This window comes from Paenibacillus rubinfantis, from assembly GCF_001486505.1.
Lineage (GTDB): Bacteria > Bacillota > Bacilli > Paenibacillales > Paenibacillaceae > Fontibacillus > Fontibacillus rubinfantis.
This window is the reverse complement of the sequence record NZ_LN909048.1, coordinates 12206-34965: the sequence shown is the minus strand read 5'-3', so window position 1 is coordinate 34965 and position 22760 is coordinate 12206. Positions and strand designations below refer to the sequence as shown.

The 22760-nt window shown below is 54.8% G+C and carries 20 protein-coding genes; all 20 read left to right on the top strand.

The window, feature by feature from the left end; all coding sequences use genetic code 11:
- The first annotated feature begins 47 nt into the window (after positions 1-47).
- Entirely contained in the window at positions 48-329 is a 282-nt protein-coding gene (gene yabP / locus BN3277_RS00560) for a sporulation protein YabP (RefSeq protein ID WP_059040382.1), read from the top strand.
- The gene (gene yabQ / locus BN3277_RS00555; protein ID WP_059040381.1) at positions 326-913 is read left to right on the top strand and encodes a spore cortex biosynthesis protein YabQ; all 588 of its coding nucleotides are present in this window, start codon (positions 326-328) and stop codon (positions 911-913) included. Before yabP ends, yabQ begins: the two co-directional genes overlap by 4 nt.
- 17 nt (positions 914-930) lie before the next feature.
- On the top strand, positions 931-1287 hold the full coding sequence (locus BN3277_RS00550) for an FtsB family cell division protein (protein ID WP_059040380.1): 357 nt from the start codon (positions 931-933) through the stop codon (positions 1285-1287).
- 124 nt (positions 1288-1411) lie between these two features.
- Positions 1412-1888, top strand: a complete 477-nt coding sequence (locus tag BN3277_RS00545; RefSeq protein WP_059040379.1) for a S1 domain-containing RNA-binding protein — start codon at positions 1412-1414, stop codon at positions 1886-1888.
- 452 nt (positions 1889-2340) lie between these two features.
- Positions 2341-4848, top strand: coding sequence for a stage II sporulation protein E (gene spoIIE / locus BN3277_RS00540; protein WP_089153290.1), 2508 nt, complete (start codon positions 2341-2343; stop codon positions 4846-4848).
- A gap of 111 nt (positions 4849-4959) precedes the next feature.
- Entirely contained in the window at positions 4960-5871 is a 912-nt protein-coding gene (locus tag BN3277_RS00535; RefSeq protein WP_059040378.1) for an ArsR/SmtB family transcription factor, read from the top strand.
- Positions 5872-6112: 241 nt separating this feature from the next.
- Entirely contained in the window at positions 6113-7867 is a 1755-nt protein-coding gene (locus BN3277_RS00530; RefSeq protein WP_059040423.1) for an ABC transporter substrate-binding protein, read from the top strand.
- Between the two features lie 89 nt (positions 7868-7956).
- Positions 7957-8913 carry an ABC transporter permease gene (locus BN3277_RS00525; RefSeq protein WP_059040377.1) on the top strand — a complete coding sequence of 319 codons (957 nt, stop codon included), beginning with the start codon at positions 7957-7959 and terminating at the stop codon, positions 8911-8913.
- A 14-nt stretch (positions 8914-8927) separates the two neighbouring features.
- Complete coding sequence (gene opp4C / locus BN3277_RS00520; RefSeq protein ID WP_059040376.1) at positions 8928-9863, top strand: oligopeptide ABC transporter permease; 936 nt, start codon at positions 8928-8930, stop codon at positions 9861-9863.
- A gap of 11 nt (positions 9864-9874) precedes the next feature.
- Positions 9875-10858, top strand: a complete 984-nt coding sequence (locus BN3277_RS00515; protein ID WP_059040375.1) for an ABC transporter ATP-binding protein — start codon at positions 9875-9877, stop codon at positions 10856-10858.
- Entirely contained in the window at positions 10851-11816 is a 966-nt protein-coding gene (locus BN3277_RS00510; RefSeq protein ID WP_059040374.1) for an ABC transporter ATP-binding protein, read from the top strand. The genes BN3277_RS00515 and BN3277_RS00510 overlap by 8 nt, the downstream gene beginning before the upstream one ends.
- Before the next feature lie 51 nt (positions 11817-11867).
- On the top strand, positions 11868-12323 hold the full coding sequence (locus BN3277_RS00505) for a hypothetical protein (protein WP_059040373.1): 456 nt from the start codon (positions 11868-11870) through the stop codon (positions 12321-12323).
- Between the two features lie 168 nt (positions 12324-12491).
- Positions 12492-13235 carry a VWA domain-containing protein gene (locus tag BN3277_RS00500; RefSeq protein ID WP_059040372.1) on the top strand — a complete coding sequence of 248 codons (744 nt, stop codon included), beginning with the start codon at positions 12492-12494 and terminating at the stop codon, positions 13233-13235.
- The gene (locus BN3277_RS00495) at positions 13207-14160 is read left to right on the top strand and encodes a protein kinase domain-containing protein (RefSeq protein WP_082691246.1); all 954 of its coding nucleotides are present in this window, start codon (positions 13207-13209) and stop codon (positions 14158-14160) included. Before BN3277_RS00500 ends, BN3277_RS00495 begins: the two co-directional genes overlap by 29 nt.
- A 290-nt stretch (positions 14161-14450) precedes the next feature.
- Positions 14451-15914 (top strand): tRNA lysidine(34) synthetase TilS, encoded by a 1464-nt coding sequence (tilS, locus tag BN3277_RS00490; RefSeq protein ID WP_059040371.1) that lies wholly within the window; start codon positions 14451-14453, stop codon positions 15912-15914.
- Between the two features lie 51 nt (positions 15915-15965).
- Positions 15966-16505 carry a hypoxanthine phosphoribosyltransferase gene (gene hpt / locus BN3277_RS00485; protein WP_059040370.1) on the top strand — a complete coding sequence of 180 codons (540 nt, stop codon included), beginning with the start codon at positions 15966-15968 and terminating at the stop codon, positions 16503-16505.
- 99 nt (positions 16506-16604) lie between these two features.
- A complete protein-coding gene (ftsH, locus tag BN3277_RS00480; protein WP_059040369.1) occupies positions 16605-18737 on the top strand; it encodes an ATP-dependent zinc metalloprotease FtsH in 2133 nt (710 codons plus the stop codon).
- A gap of 573 nt (positions 18738-19310) precedes the next feature.
- Entirely contained in the window at positions 19311-20249 is a 939-nt protein-coding gene (gene nadA, locus BN3277_RS00475; RefSeq protein ID WP_059040368.1) for a quinolinate synthase NadA, read from the top strand.
- 36 nt (positions 20250-20285) lie between these two features.
- On the top strand, positions 20286-21902 hold the full coding sequence (gene nadB, locus BN3277_RS00470) for an L-aspartate oxidase (protein WP_059040367.1): 1617 nt from the start codon (positions 20286-20288) through the stop codon (positions 21900-21902).
- A complete protein-coding gene (gene nadC / locus BN3277_RS00465) occupies positions 21892-22758 on the top strand; it encodes a carboxylating nicotinate-nucleotide diphosphorylase (protein ID WP_059040366.1) in 867 nt (288 codons plus the stop codon). Before nadB ends, nadC begins: the two co-directional genes overlap by 11 nt.
- Positions 22759-22760 lie beyond the last annotated feature (2 nt).

The window sequence follows — 22760 nt, the reverse complement described above, 5'->3', positions numbered from 1 at the left end:
CCGATTTTTCGTCCATAAGCTAGGGATAAGAAGGAGGGGTACATGCCATGGTCGAACCAAATAAAGCAAAGCATCAGGAGCTGCACCTGCTAAATCGCAAGCTGCTGGACATTTCGGGGGTTCTCAATGTGGAAAGCTTCGACAGTGAGGAGTTCCTGCTTCAGACCGAGCTTGGGCATCTGACGATCCGAGGGCAAAATTTACATATCAAAAACCTGAACCTGGAGCAGGGGCTGGTCAGCATCGAGGGTACGGTGAACTCGCTGTCGTATTTGGACCCGGGATCCAACTCGTCCGGTAAGGGCCTGCTCGGCAAGCTGTTCCGATGAATTTGGAGACGCAATGGGCGACCCTGCTTTGGATGCTGGCCTCCGGCGGGATCATGGGCATCGCCTTTGACAGCTATCGCGTCGTCTCGGGACAACTCCGGTTTCCCCGCTGGAGCGTTCACGCCCTCGACCTGCTCTACTGGTTGGCTGCCGCTTTGTTCGTTTTTCGCACATTGTACCACAGCAACCAGGGGGAACTTAGGTTCTATGTTTTTTTAGGCCTTTTTCTAGGCATTTGGATTTATTTTTTGTTCCTCAGTGTTATCACCGAGCGTTTTGTGTTAATGTTAATGAGGATAGTTAACTCTATTTATCGTTTTATCGTACGAATGATCGAGATTTTTATCATCGCTCCGTTACAATGGCTGATCAAGATGATCCGCGTCCTACTCGGATTCGTTTGGATTGTGCTGCTGTTCCTGGGCCGGGTGACCTTGCTGCCGATCTGGAAGTTGCTCGTATGGGTACTTAGACCTATATGGACAAGACTTCGGATTCCGCAAGGATGGGACAAGATCCGGCGCTGGGCGGCTGTGTGGCGAGAGCGCGTTTTGCGTCTATTACGCTGGTTCAACAAAGAATAACGCTGGGAGGTGCCCTGATGCGCGAAGTGTCGACAAATCCGAAAACATCGAATAAAAGTCAGTCCTCCGGGAACGGATCTGCTTTCGCAAAGCGCAGGCTGCGGCTCTGGATGGGATTTATGGTCCTGTTCATGGGCTGGGCCGGGTACACGTATATTTCCCAAGCCGGGGAGATCGGCGGCAAATCGCAGCAGTTGTCCGAACGGCAGGCTGCCAAGACGGCCAGCGAACAGGAGCTGAACCAGCTCAAATATGAAATTAACCGACTGAACGACCCCGAGTACATCGGACAAATTGCCATGAAGAAATATGGTCTATACAAACCGGGCGAAATCCCGGTCCGGGTATCCGAGTCCGAAGCCGGAAATGACTGACCCCATGCGGGTTGACGGGACATCCGTCTGTTGACCTTGTATCAGTCATTCGGTATAATCAAATCACCGCAGTCATGATTTCGAGGCCTGGCTGTATATTTTTAAGGGAGGATCATTTTATTTTATGGCAATTGAAGTGGGCACCAAGTTAGAAGGAAAAGTGACAGGCATCACGCATTTCGGAGCATTTGTGGATCTGTCAGGAGGTGTCACGGGTCTCGTTCACATTTCGGAGATCGCCGACAACTACGTGAAAGACGTCAACGATCATCTGAAGATCGGCGATACGGTTACCGTTAAGGTAATCAATGTCGATAAGGACGGCAAGATCGGACTTTCCATCAAGCAGGCTGTTGACAAACCGGCCGAAGCCAGACCGCCTCGCGCACCGAGACCGGACCGGCCAAGCGGAAGAGACGGAGACCGTCCGGGCGGCGGATTTAACCGAGACCGGGGAGGACGTTCTTTCAAGCCCCCAGCCAACAAAGCTTCTTTCGAAGACAAAGTATCTCGTTTCCTGAAGGATAGCGAGGAGCGCATCTCTTCGTTGAAGAAGAATACGGAAGGCAAACGCGGAGGACGCGGAGCCAAACGAATGTAATCCCTGAAACTTAATCAATCAAACCCACCGTAGGCGGTTCGTTCGCCTGCGGTTTTTTGTTTTGCGGTTGAACGAACGGATGGCCCGGCTGAATTCGAGATTCGATGTCGAACTCACTTTTGGTTCCGCTTCTTCAAAAGATGACTATTTGAATCTCCTCCAAAGCATCTTTTGTCGCCTCGGGGCTTTTTGCCGACAGGTTCTTACGGTTTTTTACGAGGAGCGCCCCTGAACGGCAGACTTTCGCTTACTTGGCCCGTGATCTCTGATGCGAACATAGAAACCCCTAACACGATCCATCGCTAGGGGGGGCATGCATTCGCGCCGTGTCGGCGTCCCCACTCAATTTGTCGGAAATTTCTTTGGCCTCGGCTCCGGTATCTGACAAACTTTCCGGTTCTAGCCTCCTATAATGGGACATACCTTACTAATTTGGAAAAGGCGGTGCCAGGATGTTGAACAAGTGGAATGTCACCCTGTTTCCGGGGATGAGAAAGGCGAAGGCATGGGACAAGGGATCATGGCGGAGCATGTTGCTGGACCAGCCGGTCATCCGGCGGGCCGGGCGGCTATTCGCGGTCAACAAGTGGAACGGGTTGCTCCTCGCGATGAGCTTCCTGCTGGGCCGTGCAACGATATTGGACGAGCTGGCTCCTTTTGCCGTGGCCTTCTTCGCGGTGATCCTGTTTATGCGGCGAGATATCGCCTGGATTGCGGGGGCCGCGATGGTGGGAGGGGCGCTGCTGACGCCAGAGGCGCATTTCCATGCCGTGGAAATCGCCGTGGAGCTGCTGATTTTCTATCTGCTGCAAAAGGGGCTGGAGACGTTTGAACGGGCGGATCTCTCCTATGCTCCGATCATGGTGTTTACGAGCACGTTTTTCGTTGGAATGTTTGGGGCGGTGATTGGCCCCTCGCTGACCTGGTACGCACTGGCGATGACCGTGATGGACGCGTTGCTGAGCTTCGTCCTGACGTTGGTCTTCATTCAGGCGGTCCCGGTGTTTACGTACCGGAAGAAGCATTACCAACTGCGCGGCGAGGAAATTTTATGTCTCGTCATCCTGCTGGCCTCGGTCATGACCGGTACGGTCGGGTGGGAGATTCAAGGGTTATCGGCCGAACACGTGCTGTCGAGATATTTGATTCTACTGTTCGCTTTGGCGGGCGGAGCGCCCTTAGGCGCATCGGTTGGCGTGATTACCGGCCTAATCCTAAGCTTAGCGGACACGTCAGCTCTGTACCAAATGAGCTTGCTGGCGTTCTCCGGGATGCTGGCCGGTATGCTGCGGGAAGGGCGCAAATGGGCCGTGGGTTTCGGCATGCTGCTCGGTTCATCCATTCTGTCGATCTACGTGGCCGGTCCGGCGGACGTGATGTCCTCCACTTGGGAGAGCTGCGCTGCAGTTCTGCTCTTTCTGTTGACCCCCAAAAAAACGGTCCAAGTCATTGCCAAATACGTACCCGGCACGCAGGAGCATGCCAAAACGCAGCATGAATACGCCAAACGGGTACGCGATATTACGGCCGGTCGGGTGGCGCAGTTCTCCCAAGTCTTCAAGCAGCTGGCGCGCAGCTTCGGGCAAGTGTCGAGCACTGGGGAAATCGCTAAACGCGGCGAGGAGATCGACCACTTCATGAACGCGGTGACCGAGGGGGCATGTGCCACCTGTTTCCGCAAGAATACGTGCTGGGACGGGCGATTCTATCAAACGTACAAGCTGATGACGGAAATGATGACGGCGATCGAAGAGAAGCCGGAGGTCACCGTGGCCGAGCTGCCGGCTCGATGGGGCAAGCTGTGCGCGAAGACAGACCAGGTGTTGGATATCATGAAGCATGAATACGATCTGTATCAGCACGATCTGCATTGGAAAAGGCAAATTTACGACAGCCGCCAACTGGTGGCCGAACAGCTCTCGGGCGTCTCACAGGTCATGGAGGACCTGGCCCGGGAGATCCAGCGCGAAGGACAAGCCATGTACAAGCAGGAGGAACAAATTCGCGAAGCGCTGGAAAAAATGGGCCTTTCCATTCACAGTATCGATATCGTGAGTTTAGACCACGGCAACGTGGAGATCGAGATCGTCCATGCATACACCCGCGGTTTCGATGAATGTCGGAAGATTATCGCGCCGCTGCTGTCGGATATCTTAGGCGAGCATATCGCCGTGATGAGCGAAACGCTGCATGGCGGCAAAGAAGGCCTGTCGACGGTGACCTTCGGCTCGGCCAAAGCCTTCGAGATCACGACGGGGGTCGCCGGCACCGCCAAAGGCGGGGACATGCTCTCGGGCGACAGCTTCAGCGCCAAAGAGCTTGGCAACGGCACGTATGCCGTAGCGATCAGCGATGGCATGGGCAACGGGGAGCGGGCGCGGCTGGAGAGCAGTACGGCGCTGAACATCCTCGAGCAGCTGCTGCAGTCCGGCATGGAGGAGACGCTCGCGATCAAATCGGTGAACTCGATTCTGATGCTGCGCTCGCCGGACGAGGTGTACGCGACAGTCGACATGGCTCTGATCGATCAGTATACGGCGCGGACGACGTTTATGAAGATCGGTTCATCGCCAAGCTTCATCAAGCGAGGCCAGGAGGTCATCCCGGTCACAGCCAGCAATCTGCCGATCGGTATCATTCAGGATATCGAAGTGGACCTGGTCTCGGTCCAGCTGTATCCGGGCGATACGCTGATTATGATGACCGACGGCATTTACGATGCGCCGGGACCGGCGGTCAACAAGGAGCTGTGGATCAAGCGGCTGATCCAGGAGATCCAATCCGAGGAACCGCAGGAGATCGCCGATTGCCTGCTGGAGTCCGTTATCCGATACCAGAAGAACGTCATCCACGACGATATGACCGTTGTCGTCGCCAACGTTGACCATCTGCGGCCCGAGTGGTCCACGCTGCATATCCCCGGCATCAGCCGGCTGGAGCGGCCGCGAACGGTGAGCTAGAAGAGAGCTTGAGGTGAGAACCTCAGGTTCTTTTTTTTTGCACAAAAATCTTGTTTTGCCTGAACCGGGGGGGAGCACGTTATAATAGGGGGGAGAAAGGGGCGTGAGATTTTGGATTACCGCGTGGATGTTGCATTTGAACCTCGGTACGAGCTGCTCAGCAGTCTACATACGATGATTTGCCGCAAATCGCATAAGAAGATCGACCTGACCCCGGCATGGGTCAAGGATACCTTAAAGCGGATCACGCCGGATTTCGGCTCCCTTCTCGGCGACCTGGAAGTGGACGGCGATTGGAAAACGACGTATTTGCTTGCCTACTTGTGCCCGAACGGGACGTCGCCCGAGGGGTTCCTTGCTTGGCTGGAGGCGAAGACGCCGGGAGATCTGTACGAGCTGATCGCGGAGTACAGCCAGCAGTTTCCGAAGGACATGGGGCAATTCCGCTCCCGGACCTTGACGGTGTTATCCGGCTGGCATGAGCAATATTTCCGTAAGCTGGAGCCGGAGGTGATCGGCGCTTTGCGTTCCGAGGCACAGGCGCGGACGATGGAACTGACTAACGAGGCTGAGACATCGGCGTTTATCGAACGGACGACCAACGGCTTGACGTTTCTGCCGAAGCAAGGGTTAGAGCAGTTGGTCCTCGTTCCGCAATACCATTTTCAACCGATGAATGTCATTTATCATTTTGGCAAAATCACGTTGTGCCACTACTCGGCACGAATTTATTTGGGAGACGAAACGGGGTTTCCTCCTCATGAATATCGAATGATTCGGGCGCTGGCCGAGCAGAGCCGGCTGAAAATTTTGCGTTATTTGAGTGGCGGCCCCCGAACGTTTACGGAAATCGTACGTCATTTGAAGCTGTCCAAGGGGATTACGCACGACCATGTGTCCAAGCTGCGCAGCGGCGGCTTTATTCGGGCCCATTTCGATGGGGAGGCGGTATCCGAATACAGCTTGCGCCCGGAGATGCTAGACGTGATGCATCGGAAACTGGTGGATTATATCGTCAACTAAAACAACGCCAGAAATGGCGGCCAAAACGATTCCGCACCGTGTGAACGGCGGCGGGGTCGTTTTTATTTTGGCATGATTATTCATTTCTCCGAATAAAGAAATATTATCAAGTTCTCTATTTACAGAACTAATGCCCTCTCGTATAATAGGAGCATTAAAAGACGACTTAACTTATCGGAATTAACGTCTATTGTAAGTTTTCGCCTAAAAAAAGGCAACACGGAGGGAGAGAATCATGCAAATGAAGAGAAATCGTATCACCGCACTGCTGACTTTATTATTATCCGGGGCTTTGGTCTTGGCCGCCTGCGGGGGGAACGGAGGCAACACGACCGCGCAGGGAGCGGAATCGGCATCGGCCCAGTCCGGGAACAACTCGAGCGAAGCGGGTACGGACAACACGGGGGCGGATGCAGGGAGCACGCTGCAGTTTATCCCGGCTAGCGATCTATCTAAATTGCCGGCGGTAGCCAAAGGACGCACCGATACGATTATCGTTGGCTTAACCGACCCCAGCGGCGCGTTTACACCGTATTTCCAGCAAAGCGGTTATGACGGCAATGTTTCGTCGCTGCTGTATACCCCGCTGGTGACGGTGGATGACCAAGGGCTACCAGCACCGGGCCTCGCCGAGAGCTGGGACGTGTCCGAGGATCAGCTGACGTATACGTATCATCTCCGCAAGGACTTGAAGTTCAGCGATGGCTCGCCGTTGACTGCGGACGACGTGGCTTTTACTTGGACGCTTCTCCACGACAAAGCCTATGACGGGGATTCACAAATTCCAACGCTACATATCGTGGGCGGCGAAGCCTATAAGGAGGGCAAAGCCGATAGCATCTCCGGGATTACCGTCCAGGATGCGCAGACCGTGTCGGTAACGCTGGAGCAACCAAACGCGACGGCGCTGGTGCTGCTTGGCAGCGACGTGTTGTCCAAAGCTTACTACGGCAAGGACTATAAGTTCGGACAGATCGATTACATCAAGAAGTTGCACGAGAAGCCGGTCGGCAACGGTCCGTACATCCTGGAGAAGTTCATTCCGGGGCAGGAGGTCCGTTATATCGCCAACCCTTACTACTATGCAGGCAAGCCGAAAACCGAGAAATTTATCTATAAAACCTCCGAAGGGGACACCTGGCAGTACCTGGAGACGGGCGAAGTGGACTACGCTTCTTTCAGCGCCACGACGGAGAACCTCGATAAATTAAAGAGTATGGGCTTCGTTAATATCTTGCCTTATACGCCAAGTACGTATGGATACTTGCAATTGAATTTGGAGCATGAGGCCTTGAAGGATAAGAAAGTGAGACAGGCGTTGACGTATGGTCTGGACCGTCAAAGCATCTACGTGGATGCCAACCAGGGCGCCGGGGAAGTCGCCAACATACCGGCTTCGCCAATCTCCTGGGCCTACACGGAAGAGGGAATCAACAAATATGCCTACGATGCGGACAAAGCAAACCAACTGCTGGATGAAGCCGGGTGGGCCAAAGGGGCAAACGGCATCCGTGAAAAAGACGGCAAGAAGTTGACCCTCCATTTCCTCGGTTCCAAGAGCGCTCAGACCGATGTCTTTATCGCGGTTGCTACTGAAGGCTTCGCTGCAATCGGCGTCGATTTCCAACCGGAGGTGTTTGCGGACTTCAACGCGTTGGTCTCTAAGGTAGAAGGCGGCGACTACGATATGGCGTCTTTCTCTACGCCGATGTTAGCCGATCCTTCCGACGGCGTACTGCAGTTTGTCGACGGGGAGATCAAGGGCTACGACAATCCGAAGGTCAAAGAACTGTACGATAAAGCGTTAAGCACCAGCGACATCGAACAGCGTAAGGCAACGTATAAGGAGCTGTTCCAACTGCTGAACGACGAGTTGCCGATTATCTTCACGAGCTATAAGAAGACCGTATATGCCTATAATGGCCGCATCCAAAACCTGTCCGTCAGTCCGTTTACCGGCCTGTCCTCCAGCTTGCCGAACTGGACGCTGGAGTAAACTGGAGCACCCCCCTATCTTCGAAAAATCAGCCGCTCCCCTCGCATGCTTGCATGCGGGGGGATGGCTTGTCTAAGGAGTGCGACGAAATGAGCGCATATATCACCAAACGATTGATTTATATGGCGGCGATCCTTCTGGCGGCATCGCTGTTGATCTTTTGCCTGTACGCGTTAACCCCCGGCGACTTTATCAGCGGGAACATCAAGCTGACGCCGGAGCGCAAGGCCGAGCTGCGGGAGATCTACGGTTTAAACAAGCCGGTGCTGGAACGGTACGCCATTTGGATGAAAAATGCTTTCCACGGGGACTTCGGTTATTCCTTAGCCCAGCAAAAGCCGGTGTTGGCGTTGTTTAACGATTATATTTGGAATTCGTTCCTGCTTGCGGCGGTATCTACGTTCCTCACCTGGTTTATTGCGGTGGTCATCGGCGTCATCTCCGCGTATAAGCAGTATTCCTGGTTCGACACGCTGGTGCTGGTGTTGATCTTTGCCGCTATGTCACTGCCGTCCTTTTTTATCGGCTTATTCTTAATCAAGATCCTAGCCGTCGATTTCAAATGGCTGCCGCCGGGCGGGATGATTACGACGGGGAGCAACGCCACCGGGATGGCCTACGTCAAGGAGGTCATTCACCATATGACCCTGCCGGTGATCGTAATGACGATTCTGGGCGTGGGTTCGTTGACTCGTTATTTCCGGACGAACATGATCGACGTGATTAAGCAGGATTATATCCGAACGGCTCGCGCCAAAGGGCTGAAGGAGAGCAAGGTGCTGTACCGCCATGCGCTGCGTAACGCGCTGCTTCCGGCGATCACACTGGTGGGCTTTGAGCTGCCCGCTTTGTTTGGCGGTTCGTTGATCATTGAGAAGATCTTTAACTGGCCGGGGATTGGGCAGCTGTATATGTCTTCCTTTTCCGTCCGGGATTATCCGTTGCTGATGGGATTTACGATGCTGATTGCGATCTTGACTGTGATTGGAACGCTGTTGTCGGATTTGCTGTACCAAATTGCCGACCCGCGCGTCCGGTTGCAATAGGGGGGCAGCTAACGATGAGTTCGATTCCAGGGAATCTGTCACAGCCGGGCCAAGCGGCCGTTCCTAGCGCCGCACCTAAGAAGCCTTCGCTTTGGCGGCAGTCATTGCGCCGGCTGCTTCGCAATAAACTCGCCGTGTCGGGATTTATTGTCGTTGTTTTTATGTTTCTGGCCTGCTTCTTGGGGCCGTTATTCTCGCCGTATACGGATAACAAAATCCAAATGTCGCTGATGAACAAGCCGCCGAGCTGGCAGCATTGGCTAGGGACCGACAAGCTGGGCCGGGACGTCTTAACCCGGGTGCTGCAAGCGGGCCGCATTTCGCTGACCGTCGGCTTGGCTTCGATGGTGTTGTCCGTCTTCTTGGGCACGTTGCTCGGCGCGATCGCCGGGTATTACCGCGGGGTCGTGGACCAAATCATCATGCGGATTGCCGATTTGCTGCTCACGATCCCCGGCCTGCCGCTGCTGTTTATCTCCGGCGCGCTGTTATCGGAGTGGAAGGTGCCCACCGACTACCGGATGTACATCGTGATGCTCATGCTTAGCTTGGTCAACTGGCCGGGTCTGGCGCGGATGATTCGCGGGCAGATGCTGAGCCTGCGGGAGCGCGAATTTATGCAGGCGGCCGTAGTGTTGGGATTACGCGACCGGCGCAAGCTGGTCCATCACCTGCTGCCGAATCTCGTGCCGTTAATTATCGTCATGGCTACGCTGAATATCGGCGGGGCGATATTAAGCGAGTCGGTGCTCAGCTTCTTTGGCCTAGGCGTCATGCCGCCGACACCGACCTGGGGGAATATGATCGACGCCGCCAACAACATGATCGATTTTCAGTCGCACCCTTGGCTTTGGATTCCGCCGGGATTGTCCATTTTTGCCACCGTCATCGCCATTAATTTGTTTGGCGATGGTCTGCGCGACGTGCTGGACCCCAAAATGAACAGGTAGGTGATGAAACGATGTCGACTTTGCTGGAGATAGACCGGCTGAGCACGCATTTTAATACGGAAGAGGGACGGATCAAAGCGGTTGACCAAGTGAGCCTGCGGATCAAACCGGGGGAAACCGTTTGTATCGTTGGAGAGTCGGGCTGCGGCAAAAGCGTGACGGCGATGTCGATCATGGGGTTGCTGCAAAGCGGGCCCGGGGTAGAGATCGGCGGGCGAATCCAATTTGGGGATACCGAATTGATATCCCTAGATAAACATCATCTTCGCGCCATTCGCGGCCACGAGATCGCGATGATTTTTCAGGAGCCGATGTCTTCACTTAACCCGGTGCTGACGATCGGAGAGCAGTTGATCGAGCCGATGGTGCTGCACTTGAAGCTGAACAAGAAGGAGGCTCGCAAGCGCGCGGTTGAATTGATCGAGCAGGTTGGAATCTCGCGGCCGGAGCAGATCCTGAAGAGTTATCCGCATGAGCTAAGCGGCGGGATGCTGCAGCGGATCATGATCGCCATTGCGATCTCTTGCCAGCCGAAGCTGCTGATCGCGGACGAGCCGACGACAGCGCTCGACGTAACGATTCAAGCGCAAATTCTCGATATGCTGCGGCAAATTAAAGCGGAATCGGATATGTCGATTCTGCTGATCACCCACGATCTTGGCGTCGTAGCCGAAATGGCCGATTATGTCGTGGTGATGTACGCCGGCAAAGTTGTAGAGGAAGGCGAAGTGACCGCGCTGTTTGAATCGCCGAAACACCCTTACACGCAAGGATTGCTGAGATCGAAACCGGTACTGGGCCAGCGTCAGGATGAACTGTTCTCCATTCCGGGCCAAGTGCCCAACCTGCTGGACTTGCGGCCTTCGTGCTATTTTCAGGACCGCTGTGCACACTGTATGGACATTTGCCGGACGCAGGAGCCGGCTTTGAAATCGGTTGGAGGCGGCCAGAAAGCAGCCTGCTGGTTGTATGAGGAGGAGAAACGCCATGGGTGAGCCGCTGCTGACGGTACGGCATTTGAAGAAGTATTTTCCGGTGAAGACAGGGCTCTTACAGCGGACAACCGGACAGGTGAAGGCGGTGGACGACATCAGCCTCACGATCCAGCCCGGAGAAACCTTTGGTTTGGTTGGGGAATCGGGCAGCGGCAAGAGTACGGTCGGCCGCAGTATCGTTCGTCTGACGGAGAAAACGGACGGCGACATTCTGTTTAAAGGCACCGACCTTTACGCGTTGCCGGAAGAAGAACTGCGTCGGCTGCGACCCAAGCTGCAAATGATTTTTCAGGACCCGTACGGTTCCTTGAATCCCCGAATTCGGGTTGGCGATGCGATTGGCGAAGCCTTGCTTGATCACGGGTTGCTGCCGAAGGGGGAGATTCGTGACCGGGTGCTGGAGGTGCTGGCCTCATGCGGGCTGTCCTCCTATCATATCGATCGTTATCCGCATGAGTTCTCCGGCGGGCAGCGCCAACGGATCGGGATCGCTCGCGCGCTGATTCTGAACCCTGAGCTGATGATAGCCGATGAACCGGTATCCGCGTTGGATGTCTCCATTCAAGCGCAGATCATCAACCTGTTCCGTAAACTGCAGGAGACCCGCGGGTTAACCTATCTGTTTATCTCGCATGATCTGAGCGTGGTCGAGCATCTTTGCACGCAGGTGGGGGTTATGTATTTGGGCGGGATGGTCGAAATGGCCTCGCGGGACGAGTTGTTCCTTCATCCCTTGCATCCCTATACGAAGGCGCTGCTGTCCGCAGTGCCGTTGCCGATCCCACGCTTGAAGCGGGAACGGATCATTCTGAAGGGCGATATCCCAAGCCCGGCTAATCCCCCGTCCGGTTGCAAGTTTCATACGAGATGTCCGTTTGCTACGGCGGAATGCAAGGAACGGGTCCCTGAATTCCGCGATGTGGGCGGAGGGCATTTTGTGGCGTGTCATTTGGTATAGCTTGATATAGACTAAAATGAAAGTTAGTTATATAGGTAGGGAGGTCATGCGATGACAGCACGAATAGCGAGCTTGCCGCAGCTCTATGCGCTTCGATTGGAGCGGATCCGGGCGAAGGGCATCCAAGGCGTGGAGGCTGTGGCGCTGCTGGAGCGCAAGGATGCCGCGGAATTGCAGCAGCGGATTGATTCAGAACTGCAGTGGGATGGATTTGTGGAATACCTCCAGGAGCATTTGGATGAGGTAAAGCAAGCTCTAGTGGAAGGCTACGGGTTTAAGTTTATGACTGTGGGCGGTCTGCGGAGCTTGCTGGAGATCCGATTCGGGTTGCGAGCCGGGCAGGATTATGTTTTTGACAACAACCGTTTTTCCGGTGTGAGGCTTCATCGGGAAGACTATCAACACCTAAGAATCCTAGCTCCGGACTATTGGGAACTCCGGATGGATAAGGAAGACCCGGATGCGGAGTTTCTCGAGCTGTGCATCGAGCATAAATATGCGGATTAATTCTTGATTCTATCGAACTTAAGACGCTTGTCTTAGGTTCCTTTCTTTTTTATGAGGAAGTGATTGGGGGCCGGGTCTTTCTTCGCTCAACTGGTTTGAATTCGAACCTCGCTGGAAATGATAGATACGAGAATGTTGAACTCTATCTATTAGAAGGGCGGGTAATGGATGAAACAGATCATGTTGATTACGGACGGTTGTTCGAATGTCGGGGAAAGTCCGGTGATGGCGGCGGCGCTGGCGAGGCAGGAAGGGATCACCGTAAACGTGGTGGGGATCGTCGATTACGGCACGATCGGGGAGCTCGGCAGCCTGGAAATTTCCGAAATCGCCAAGGCCGGCGGCGGGATGAGCCGGATTGCGGGAACGGAGAACCTGGCGCAAACGATGCAGATGCTGACGCGAAAAACAGTCGTCCAGACGATTCAGCAGGCGGTTCATAAAGAAATCCGGCAGATCCTGGGCGATCAGACGGTCGGGGACTTGCCGCCGGAGCAGCGCTCCCAGGTCGTCGAGGTGATTGACGAGCTGAGCGAGAGCAGCCCGCTGCAGGTGGCGCTCCTGATTGATGCCAGCGCCAGCATGAAGCCGAAGCTTCGGGCCGTAGAGGAAGCGATTCGCGACATGATGCTGAGCCTGGGCTCGAGAAAAGGGGAAAGCCAGCTGGCCGTGTTCCATTTTCCCGGCTCGCACAGCGGAGAGGATGCCGTTCTGGACGTAGACTGGACCAGCGATTTGGGGTCTGCGCGCTCGATCTTCCAGCGCCTCGTTATGAGAGGGGCAACACCAACCGGACCTGCGCTCTTAAAGGTGATGGATTTTATGCGATATGGTACACTGAATGAACATGGTAAGTCTTGGCGTGAGAAGACGGAGGGACAAGATGGAATCCTCGGTGACTACGTCGTCTAAAATCAACCTGCCGCAGGGAACGCGGATTACCGGACGCTGGAACGGCGGACGGTATATCATCCAGCGTTTGTTGGGGCAAGGGGCTAATGGCGTCGTATTCCTGGTGAAACGGGAGAAAAACGGAAAATTATACGCCCTGAAGCTGGGCTTCGATACGCTGGATATCCAATCGGAGATCAACGTGCTGAAAGCGCTGCAGCGTCAAGGGCGGCGTCGGGGCGCGGCGGAACGGGATCTCAATTACCTGGTGGAGGTGGACGATTTCACTTTCCAGGGGAGGGAGATTCCTTTCTACGTTATGCGCTATGTGCAGGGAGAGCCCTTGCGCGCCTTTTTGGCACGGCGCGGTCCGCGCTGGCTGGACGTGGTGGGTCTCCAACTGCTGCAGCAGCTCGGACGGCTGCACAACTCAGGTTGGGTATTTGGCGACCTTAAGCCGGAGAACGTGCTGGCCGGCGCTTATGGCGAAGTCGAATTGATCGACTACGGCGGGGTGACCGGCGAAGGGCGCAGCGTTAAGCAGTTCACGGAGTGGTACGACCGTGGCTTCTGGGGAGCCGGCACCCGAACGGCGGATCCGGCCTACGACTGGTTCTCCTTTGCTGTCGTCTGCGTTCATTTGCTTGCGGAGGGGCCGTTGAAAAAGGCAGCCACCCAGCTTCCGCAGACGCGAAGCCGCGGCGATCTCATCGCGATCATCGACGGGCAGGAGGCGCTCGCTCCCTACCGGGCTTGGCTGAAGCGAGCCTTAAACGGGGAGTTCCGCGATACGGCGGAGGCTTGCCGTTTGTGGAAGGAGCTGGTGGCCGACCGGTTCGCTCCGCGACGCCGAGCCCGGCCCGCTACGCCAGGTTGGATCGTGGGGGCGTTTGCAATATCACTGACATTGCTGGCTTGCGCGCTTTATTTAACTTTTCGATTTTAGCTGCGAATCGCAATTCGGTGCTAGCGGACACCAGAGACGCTATTCGCTTGCAATGGTCCTTCGTCTGATTCTTACGGACTAAGGAGACCTTATTTCGAATAATTGTGGCAATCGGGCCCATGATAGAACGATATAAGGTCACGGGAGTCCGTTAGGTTGGGAAATCGCCGGGAAATGGGCCAATAGGGTCATTATGGTCCGTTACGTTTCGTTTACGCGAGTTGCGGAAGAACTAACTCATATGGCTCCAATAAGCTCGCTCATTTTTGAGGGAAGGGGGAGGATGCCTGATGAAGGAAACGATCCTGCACCGATTAACGGAGCAGGTCCGGCGGATTGGCCGGCAAGAGCGCTTATGGTCCCCCGGCGACGTCATCGTCGTGGCGGTGTCAGGCGGGGTCGATTCAACGGCGCTGCTGCATATAATGAAGGAAATCGCCATGGACGAGGGGCTGGGCCTGCAATTGGTTTGCGCTCATCTTCACCACGGCTTGCGCGGGATTGAGGCTGATCGGGATGCGGAATTTGTACGGGAGCTGGCCGGGCGGCTGGGCCTCCCCTTCGAGCTGGGTCACGCCGATGTGCGCACCTATATGAAGGAAACGGGAAAAAGCCTGGAGCTGGCGGCCCGGGAGAAGCGGTACGAATACCTGAACCAGGTGGCGGAGCGTTACGGGGCCTCGTCCATCGCGCTCGCTCATCATGCCGATGATCAGGCGGAGACGGTGCTGATGCGGCTCTTGCGGGGCAGCGGCCCTTCCGGATTATCCGGAATGAGGCCCAAACGCCGAGAAAAAAATGTGGAACTTATCCGCCCCCTGCTCCGTATATACAAGACGGATTTGCTCCAGGCGTGCCGCGAGTCCGGGATTGATTTCGTAGAAGACAGCAGCAACCTGGATACCGAGTTGACGCGAAATTCGATCAGGCTGGATGTCCTGCCATTTTTGGGGCAATATAATGGTCAGTTGCCGGAGTCGTTAAACCGGCTGGCAGAGCTGAGTGCCGCGGAGGATGACTATCTGCAGCGGGAGGCCTCGAAGGTATACGACGAGGTGGTGCAGACGGATAACGGGATTCTCTCGTTATCGGCTTCGCTTTTTACGACTTTACATGTCGCTTTACAACGGAGGTTGATTAAACTAATATTAAATTATCTGCCTTTAAGCACGGAGGATCGCGATTTTGTCAAGGTTGAGGCCATTCGCCAAGGGACGATTCAGGATCGGCCCACGACGTGGAGCTTGGATCTCGGCGGCGGCGTCAAGTGCGTACGCGAGTATGACAGGATCCGTTGGATCCCCCCGGCTGCGGAAAGTCGGATTCCTCATTATACATATTTGGTGGAACAATTTCCGGCGGACGTGCCGATCCAAGGCACGGGCCAGTGCTTACACATGACGATAACGCATCTTAGCGCCGGCAAGGAGGACGTTCTCGCGAAGGCAGAGGGCAATAACGAAGCGATATTTGATGCGGATGAGCTGGTTTATCCGCTTACCGTGCGTTCCCGGCTTTCGGGAGATGCCATGAAAGTTTTGGGATTAAACGGCAGCAAAAAGGTAAAAGATATTTTCATCGATGCGAAAATACCTCCATCCCTCCGCTCCCGCATCCCGATCGTAACGGATGCCGCAGGCCGGATCCTGTGGATTCCCGGCGTTCGCCGTTCCGCGGTCGCCGCGGTGAACCCGCGTACGACTTCCGTCGTATATATGGTTCAGACGCCGCGCTCAGATCCGTTTGCACCTTGAGGATTAGCGAAAGACCGGCATTCATAGTATAACGTAGGAGGTTCACTCATTTTGCTAAACGATATCCAGGAAGTTTTGATTACGCGAGAACAAATTCAGGAGAAGGTTGTTGAACTGGGCAAACAGCTCAGCGCGGAATACGAAGGACGCAATCCGCTCGTGATTTGCATTTTGAAAGGTGCTTTTATTTTCATGGCCGACCTGGTTAAGGAAATTACCGTGCCGATCGAGCTGGATTTCATGGCCGTCTCCAGTTATGGGGCGGGGACTCGCTCCTCTGGGGAAGTGAAGATCATCAAGGATTTGGACACCTCCGTGGAAGGCCGCGATATCTTGATCGTGGAAGACATTATCGATAGCGGGCTGACGCTGAGCTATTTGATTGATGTGTTGGAACGGCGTAAGGTGAAATCCGTAAAAATCGTAACGTTGTTCGACAAGCCTGCGCGGCGTACGGTGAACCTGGAAGCGGATCTGTCGGGGTTCGTTCTGCCGGACGCATTCGTTGTTGGGTACGGACTGGATTATGCCGAGAAATACCGTAACCTCCCATTCATCGGAGTACTGAAGCCGGAGATTTACACCAGTTGATTTCGTCGTCCGCATGGACGAAGACCACCCTTGCCGGAATTTTGAAATGGCGAGATTGGCTATGGTAAAATAACTTAAGGTCTTGAGAGGAGGTAGGGGATGAATCGGTTCATCCGGAATTCTGGTTTTTATTTAATACTTTTCTTAGTCGTGGTGGGCATCGTCCAATTCCTCAATGGCGGACAAGAAGCAACCGTCACCCCTAAGTATTCGGACTTACGTCAGGAACTGAAGGATAACAATGTTGCTGATCTAACCGTTAAATTTGACGGTTACGCTTATTTGGTAACCGGTGAGTATAAGGAAGCTGTCGGGAACGACAAGACGAAGAAATTCTCTCTATATGTGCCTTTTGACGAGAACGTTGTAAAGGAGATCATCGCTTATAGCGATCAGAACAATTTTAGCGTGGAATGGAAGAAGATGCAGGGCGAAAGCATCTGGCTCACCTTCCTGACCTCGATCGTTCCGCTTGCGATTATGTTTATCCTGTTCTTCTTCCTGTTCAATCAGGCGCAGGGTGGCGGCGGCAAAGTGATGAACTTCGGCAAGAGCCGGGCTCGCCTCTATAATGAAGAGAAGAAGAAGGTCACGTTTGAAGATGTTGCGGGTGCCGACGAAGAGAAGCAAGAGCTTGTCGAAGTCGTTGAGTTCCTGAAGGATCCGCGGAAATTCTCCGCCGTTGGCGCGAGAATTCCGAAAGGCGTATTGCTTGTGGGCCCTCCGGGTACCGGTAAAACCTTACTCGCTCGGGCGGTTGCCGGTGAAGCAGGAGTTCCGTTCTTCAGCATTTCCGGTTCTGACTTCGTGGAAATGTTCGTTGGGGTCGGGGCATCCCGCGTCCGGGATTTGTTCGAAAATGCGAAGAAGAATGCGCCATGTATTATCTTCATCGACGAAATCGATGCCGTGGGTCGTCAGCGGGGCGCTGGACTCGGCGGCGGGCATGATGAACGCGAACAAACATTAAACCAATTGCTCGTAGAAATGGACGGCTTCGGCGGCAACGAAGGGATCATCATCGTGGCGGCAACGAACCGTGCGGATATTCTGGACCCGGCCTTGCTGCGTCCGGGACGTTTTGACCGTCAAATCACGGTGGATCGTCCGGATGTGAAGGGACGCGAAGCGGTATTGAGGGTGCATGCGCGTAACAAGCCGCTCACCAAGGACGTCAAGCTGGACGTTATCGCGAAGAGAACGACCGGTTTCACGGGTGCCGATCTGGAGAACTTGCTGAATGAAGCAGCCCTCCTCGCGGCACGTCGGAACCGCAAAGATATCTCCATGCCGGAAGTGGATGATGCGATCGACCGTGTTATTGTCGGGACTGAGAAACGCAGCCGCGTGATCAGTGACCGCGAGAAACGGATCGTCGCCTACCACGAAGCAGGGCATACCATTGTCGGTTACTTCTTGGAGCATGCCGATATGGTGCACAAAGTCACGATTATTCCACGCGGTCGTGCCGGCGGGTATGTGATCATGCTGCCGAAGGAAGACCGCATGTTGGCTACGAAGAACGAGCTGCTGGACCGGGTAACCGGCTTGCTTGGCGGACGCGTATCCGAGGAGCTGTTTATCGGCGAAATCGGGACCGGCGCGTACAGCGACTTCCAGCAAGCGACCAACATCGTACGCAGCATGATTATCGAATACGGGATGAGCGAGAAGCTCGGACCGATGCAGTTCGGTACCTCGCAAGGCCAAGTGTTCCTGGGCCGCGATATCGGCCACGAACAGAATTACAGCGATCAAATCGCTTACGAGATCGATCAAGAAATGCACCGGTTCATCAGCGAATCGTATGAACGTTGTAAACAGCTGCTGACCGAGCATGCCAAGGAAGTCCACCTCATCGCGGAAACGTTGCTTGAAGTGGAGACATTGGAGCTGGATCAAATCAAGTCTTTGATTGAAACCGGCACGCTGGACGGCTTGAAGAAAGACGGCGACGAAGAGGGCGGCAACGGCTCTTCGGAGTCGGGTGAGCCGACCATCGACAATGTTGGTGATGTTCGCGTCCGTATCCAAGGTAAATCCGAGGATCCGGCACCGACCGCTCCGACAGGGGATATCCCCAATGATGTTCCGGGCGGCACAGCCAGCGATCGGACGAATGATCCGGTTGTCGACGCACCGCAAGGCACCGTCAACGATACGCCGGGTCAAGGCGATTCGACTGATGAAGGCAAAGATCCAAACAACGGGGGCGGCACGCCAACCGTATAAACCAAACTTGCAAAGACCTAATCCGGGAAACGTTGATGTTTCCCGGATTTTTTATTTAGTGCGAAATACGAATGACGACGCTAACGCTTATCAACGACGTTATTTGGTCTAATACGGGGGTTGAAAAATTGTAACGCTTATGGGGAGGCTTATTTCCGGCGTTTACGCTTTAATTGAGGGGATCTGGGGCAGATAAGCGTGCTGACAAGCGTTAGAATTACTACGGCTACCTTTTCGACGATATAAGAGTTCGGATCAGCGTTAGAGTCCAGTGGGACAAGATGTACCAAAAATTTTAGATATTCAAGAACACGCGAATCCCCTCGCTAATCCTGATTTTTCCTGCAAAATCAAAGACAATTGGAGCTATACGCCCCCGGACGGCGCATTGACAGTGCCTTTCACCTTGTGTAAATTAGTTGATAAACACCGTGTGAAATTTAATACGTTCTTGCCGTTTCACGCAGGATTGTCATACAGAGCACCAGGACACCCGGACGACGCGAAGAGATAGAGAGCCAGGATGGGGAAGCAGCAATAGACGATACATGAGCTAATGGGGGAGGAATTCAAGTGGAGGCTCTAGCGCTTGAGCGTAAGGCTGAAATGAACCGCGAACTGCGGGAAAGGCTGGTTCAGCTCAAGAAAGAACGCAACGCCATCATACTGGCGCATTATTATCAGCGAGATGAGATTCAAGAGGTCGCGGACTTCCGGGGCGATTCTTTTTTGCTGGCCCAAAAGGCCGCTTCGACCGACGCGGAAACGATCGTGTTCTGCGGCGTACATTTCATGGGCGAAAGCGCCAAGATTTTAGCGCCGAACAAGACGGTGCTTATTCCGGACGAACGCGCAGGGTGCCCGATGGCCGACATGGTGAACGTCGACGGTTTGCGCAAGCTGAAGGCGCAGCATCCCAATGCTAAAGTGGTCACCTATATCAACTCTTCGGCCGAAATCAAGGCGGAGACGGACATCTGCTGCACCTCGTCGAATGCGGTGAAGGTGATTAATTCCGTGGATGCGGACGAAATCATTTGGGTGCCGGACAAAAACCTAGGCCATTACGTACAGCAGCATACCGACAAGAAGCTGATCATTTGGGAAGGCTACTGCAACACGCATGATATGCTGACGGTGAAGGACGTCGTTGAGATGAAAGCGAAATATCCCAACGCCGAGTTCGTTGTGCATCCGGAGTGCCGTCCGGAAGTGGTAGCGATGGGCGATTTCGTAGGCAGCACTACGGCGATCCTGGATTACTGTAAAAATTCCTCCGCCAAGGAGTTTATCGTCGGCACGGAGGATGGAACGGGATATCAGCTGCGTAAAGACAGCCCGGACAAAACGTTCCACTTCGCCACGAAATTCCTGGTGTGTCCGAATATGAAAGTGAATAACCTGAAAAAACTGGTGAAATGCCTGGAAACGATGCAGCCGCAAATTTACGTACCACCCGTCGTTGCCGACAAAGCCAGATTATCCTTAGAGCGCATGTTACAAGTTAAGTAGCATGCGCTACTCTCTTGTCCAAGATAGGTGACGATCGTGATTCCACAATATTTGGTTGATTTTGAGGCAGGCCGGCTGCCGATCGTTGATACGGATGTGATCGTGATCGGTTCGGGGATTGCGGGTCTTTTTACCGCTATTAAAGCAAGTGAAAAAGATCGCGTAATCCTGATCACGAAAAAATCGATGCTAGAAAGCAATACCCGCTATGCGCAAGGCGGCATCGCCGCCGTCATTTCCGAGGAGGATTCGCCTGCTTACCACCGGCAGGATACACTGTTGGCCGGAGCGGGTTTGTGTTCCTCCGAAGCGGTTGATATTCTAGTTAATGAAGGCCCGGAAGGCGTAAAAGAGCTGATGCAGCTGGGTACGGCCTTTGATTTGGAGAACGGCGAACTCGCCTTAACGAAGGAGGGTGCGCATAGCCATCGCCGGATTCTGCATGCCCATGGGGATGCGACGGGGTATGAGATCGTGCGGGCTTTGTCCGAGCAGGCGGGGGTCCATCCCAATATCGAGGTTTGGGACAATCATTATGTCATTGATTTGATCACGGAGGAAAATGAATGCTTAGGCGCGCTGGTGCAGCGGCCTGACGGACAGCGCGTATTTCTGCGCGGGAATGCGACGATTCTGTGCTCCGGGGGAGTCGGGCAGCTGTACCGCTATACGACTAACCCCGAGGTGGCTACGGGTGACGGGATGGCCATCGCTTATCGCGCCGGCGCAGTCCTTCGTGACATGGAGTTTATTCAGTTCCACCCCACCTCGCTCTGTTACCCGGGCGCGCCGCGGTTTCTGATCTCCGAGGCAGTTCGCGGCGAGGGAGCTGTCTTGCGAAATATTAAGGGCGAGCGATTTATGAGCAAATACCATGAGCTGCTGGAGCTGGCGCCCCGCGATATCGTGGCGCGGGCGATCGTAAGCGAGATGGAAGCGACCGGAGCGAATATCGTCTACCTGGACATCACCCATGAAGATCCGGAGAAAGTGAGAACCCGGTTCCCGACGATTTACGAAACCTGCCTGAGCTACGGGCTTGATCTGACAACCGACTGGATTCCGGTAGCCCCGGCTGCGCATTATATGATGGGAGGCGTTCGCGTCAGCCATCACGGCGAGACGAGCGTACACCGGCTGTTCGCCTGCGGCGAGGTTTCGTCGACCGGCGTGCACGGCGCTAATCGGCTGGCCAGCAACTCGCTGTCGGAAGCGATTGTGTTCGGCCGCCGGATCATCCAACGGATCGGGGAGCTTCCGCCGCGTACGCGCACCGGCGAGACGATCTCTTACCAAGCCGGCCGCATGGCCCCGGCTCCGTTCTCGCTGGTGGAGCGTCGCCTGGACCTGCAGAAAACGATGGTTCGCCGAGTGGGTCTTCGCCGTACGGCCGCCGGCCTTGCCAAAGGGATCGAAGAACTGGAACGGCATCAGGCGATTTTTAGCCAAGTGTTGCATACCCGCGACCAATGGGAATACGCCAATATGCTGACCTGTGCGCTGCTGCTGGCCAAATCGGCGCTGGCGCGTGAGGAGAGCCGGGGCGGGCATTACCGCGAGGACTTCCCGGAACGCAGCGATACGAAGTGGCGTAAGCATCTTTTGTGGCAACGGGATAAAGGAATGTTGGAGGAAACTAGCGATGATGTTTAATGGATATAATGAAGGACTCGTGGAGGCCATCCGCGGCTGGCTGAAGGAAGACGTAGGCTCCGGGGACGTGACGACCGCCGTAACGATCCCTGTGGGCCATGAATCTAAAGGGATCATTCACGCCAAGCAGGGCGGCATCGTGGCCGGAATGCCGGTGGCTCAACTCGTCTTCGAAATCGTAGATCCGAACCTGACGTTTACGCCTCGCGTGAAGGACGGCGAACGCATCGAGATAGGTGCAATTTTGGCCGAGGTGGAAGGTAGCACGCATAGCATATTAACCGGGGAGCGGTTGGCGTTGAATTTGCTGCAACGGCTGTCCGGGATTGCCACGCGCACGAAAACATTCGTAGAAGCGCTTGGCGGATTGCCAACTCGGCTGGTAGACACACGTAAGACGACGCCGGGCCATCGAATGCTGGAGAAGTATGCCGTGCGTACCGGGGGCGGCTCAAATCACCGCTTCGGTTTGTACGATGCCGTCATGATCAAGGATAATCATATCAAAGGGGCTGGGGGGATCGCCCAAGCGGTCAGCCGCGCCCGTGCGCATATTCCGCATACGATGACCATTGAGGTGGAGACGGAAAGCCTGGAACAGGTGGAGGAAGCGCTGCAAGCCGGAGCCGATATTATTATGCTCGACAACATGGCTCCCGATCTGATGAAGGAAGCGGTGCGCCGAATCAAGGCGAAAGCGCCGCATGTGACGGTGGAAGCGTCGGGTAACGTGTCGCTGGAGACGATCCGCGGCATTGCCGAGAGCGGGGTGGACGTCATTTCCGTGGGACGGTTGACGTATTCTTTTGAAAGCCTGGATATCAGTTTGGACCTGAACGGCAAAAAGGAGGCTTAACA

Excerpts from the sequence above, each read along its gene's own strand:
- spoIIE (WP_089153290.1), top strand. The coding sequence starts at position 2,341 with ATGTTGAACAAGTGGAATGTCACCCTGTTTCCGGGGATGAGAAAGGCG.
- BN3277_RS00500 (WP_059040372.1), top strand. The coding sequence starts at position 12,492 with ATGAAACAGATCATGTTGATTACGGACGGTTGTTCGAATGTCGGGGAA.
- yabP (WP_059040382.1), top strand. The coding sequence starts at position 48 with ATGGTCGAACCAAATAAAGCAAAGCATCAGGAGCTGCACCTGCTAAAT.
- BN3277_RS00510 (WP_059040374.1), top strand. The coding sequence starts at position 10,851 with ATGGGTGAGCCGCTGCTGACGGTACGGCATTTGAAGAAGTATTTTCCG.
- BN3277_RS00525 (WP_059040377.1), top strand. The coding sequence starts at position 7,957 with ATGAGCGCATATATCACCAAACGATTGATTTATATGGCGGCGATCCTT.
- ftsH (WP_059040369.1), top strand. The coding sequence starts at position 16,605 with ATGAATCGGTTCATCCGGAATTCTGGTTTTTATTTAATACTTTTCTTA.
- BN3277_RS00530 (WP_059040423.1), top strand. The coding sequence starts at position 6,113 with ATGAAGAGAAATCGTATCACCGCACTGCTGACTTTATTATTATCCGGG.
- BN3277_RS00495 (WP_082691246.1), top strand. The coding sequence starts at position 13,207 with ATGGAATCCTCGGTGACTACGTCGTCTAAAATCAACCTGCCGCAGGGA.
- tilS (WP_059040371.1), top strand. The coding sequence starts at position 14,451 with ATGAAGGAAACGATCCTGCACCGATTAACGGAGCAGGTCCGGCGGATT.
- BN3277_RS00550 (WP_059040380.1), top strand. The coding sequence starts at position 931 with ATGCGCGAAGTGTCGACAAATCCGAAAACATCGAATAAAAGTCAGTCC.
- BN3277_RS00515 (WP_059040375.1), top strand. The coding sequence starts at position 9,875 with ATGTCGACTTTGCTGGAGATAGACCGGCTGAGCACGCATTTTAATACG.
- BN3277_RS00505 (WP_059040373.1), top strand. The coding sequence starts at position 11,868 with ATGACAGCACGAATAGCGAGCTTGCCGCAGCTCTATGCGCTTCGATTG.
- yabQ (WP_059040381.1), top strand. The coding sequence starts at position 326 with ATGAATTTGGAGACGCAATGGGCGACCCTGCTTTGGATGCTGGCCTCC.
- nadC (WP_059040366.1), top strand. The coding sequence starts at position 21,892 with ATGATGTTTAATGGATATAATGAAGGACTCGTGGAGGCCATCCGCGGC.
- BN3277_RS00545 (WP_059040379.1), top strand. The coding sequence starts at position 1,412 with ATGGCAATTGAAGTGGGCACCAAGTTAGAAGGAAAAGTGACAGGCATC.
- opp4C (WP_059040376.1), top strand. The coding sequence starts at position 8,928 with ATGAGTTCGATTCCAGGGAATCTGTCACAGCCGGGCCAAGCGGCCGTT.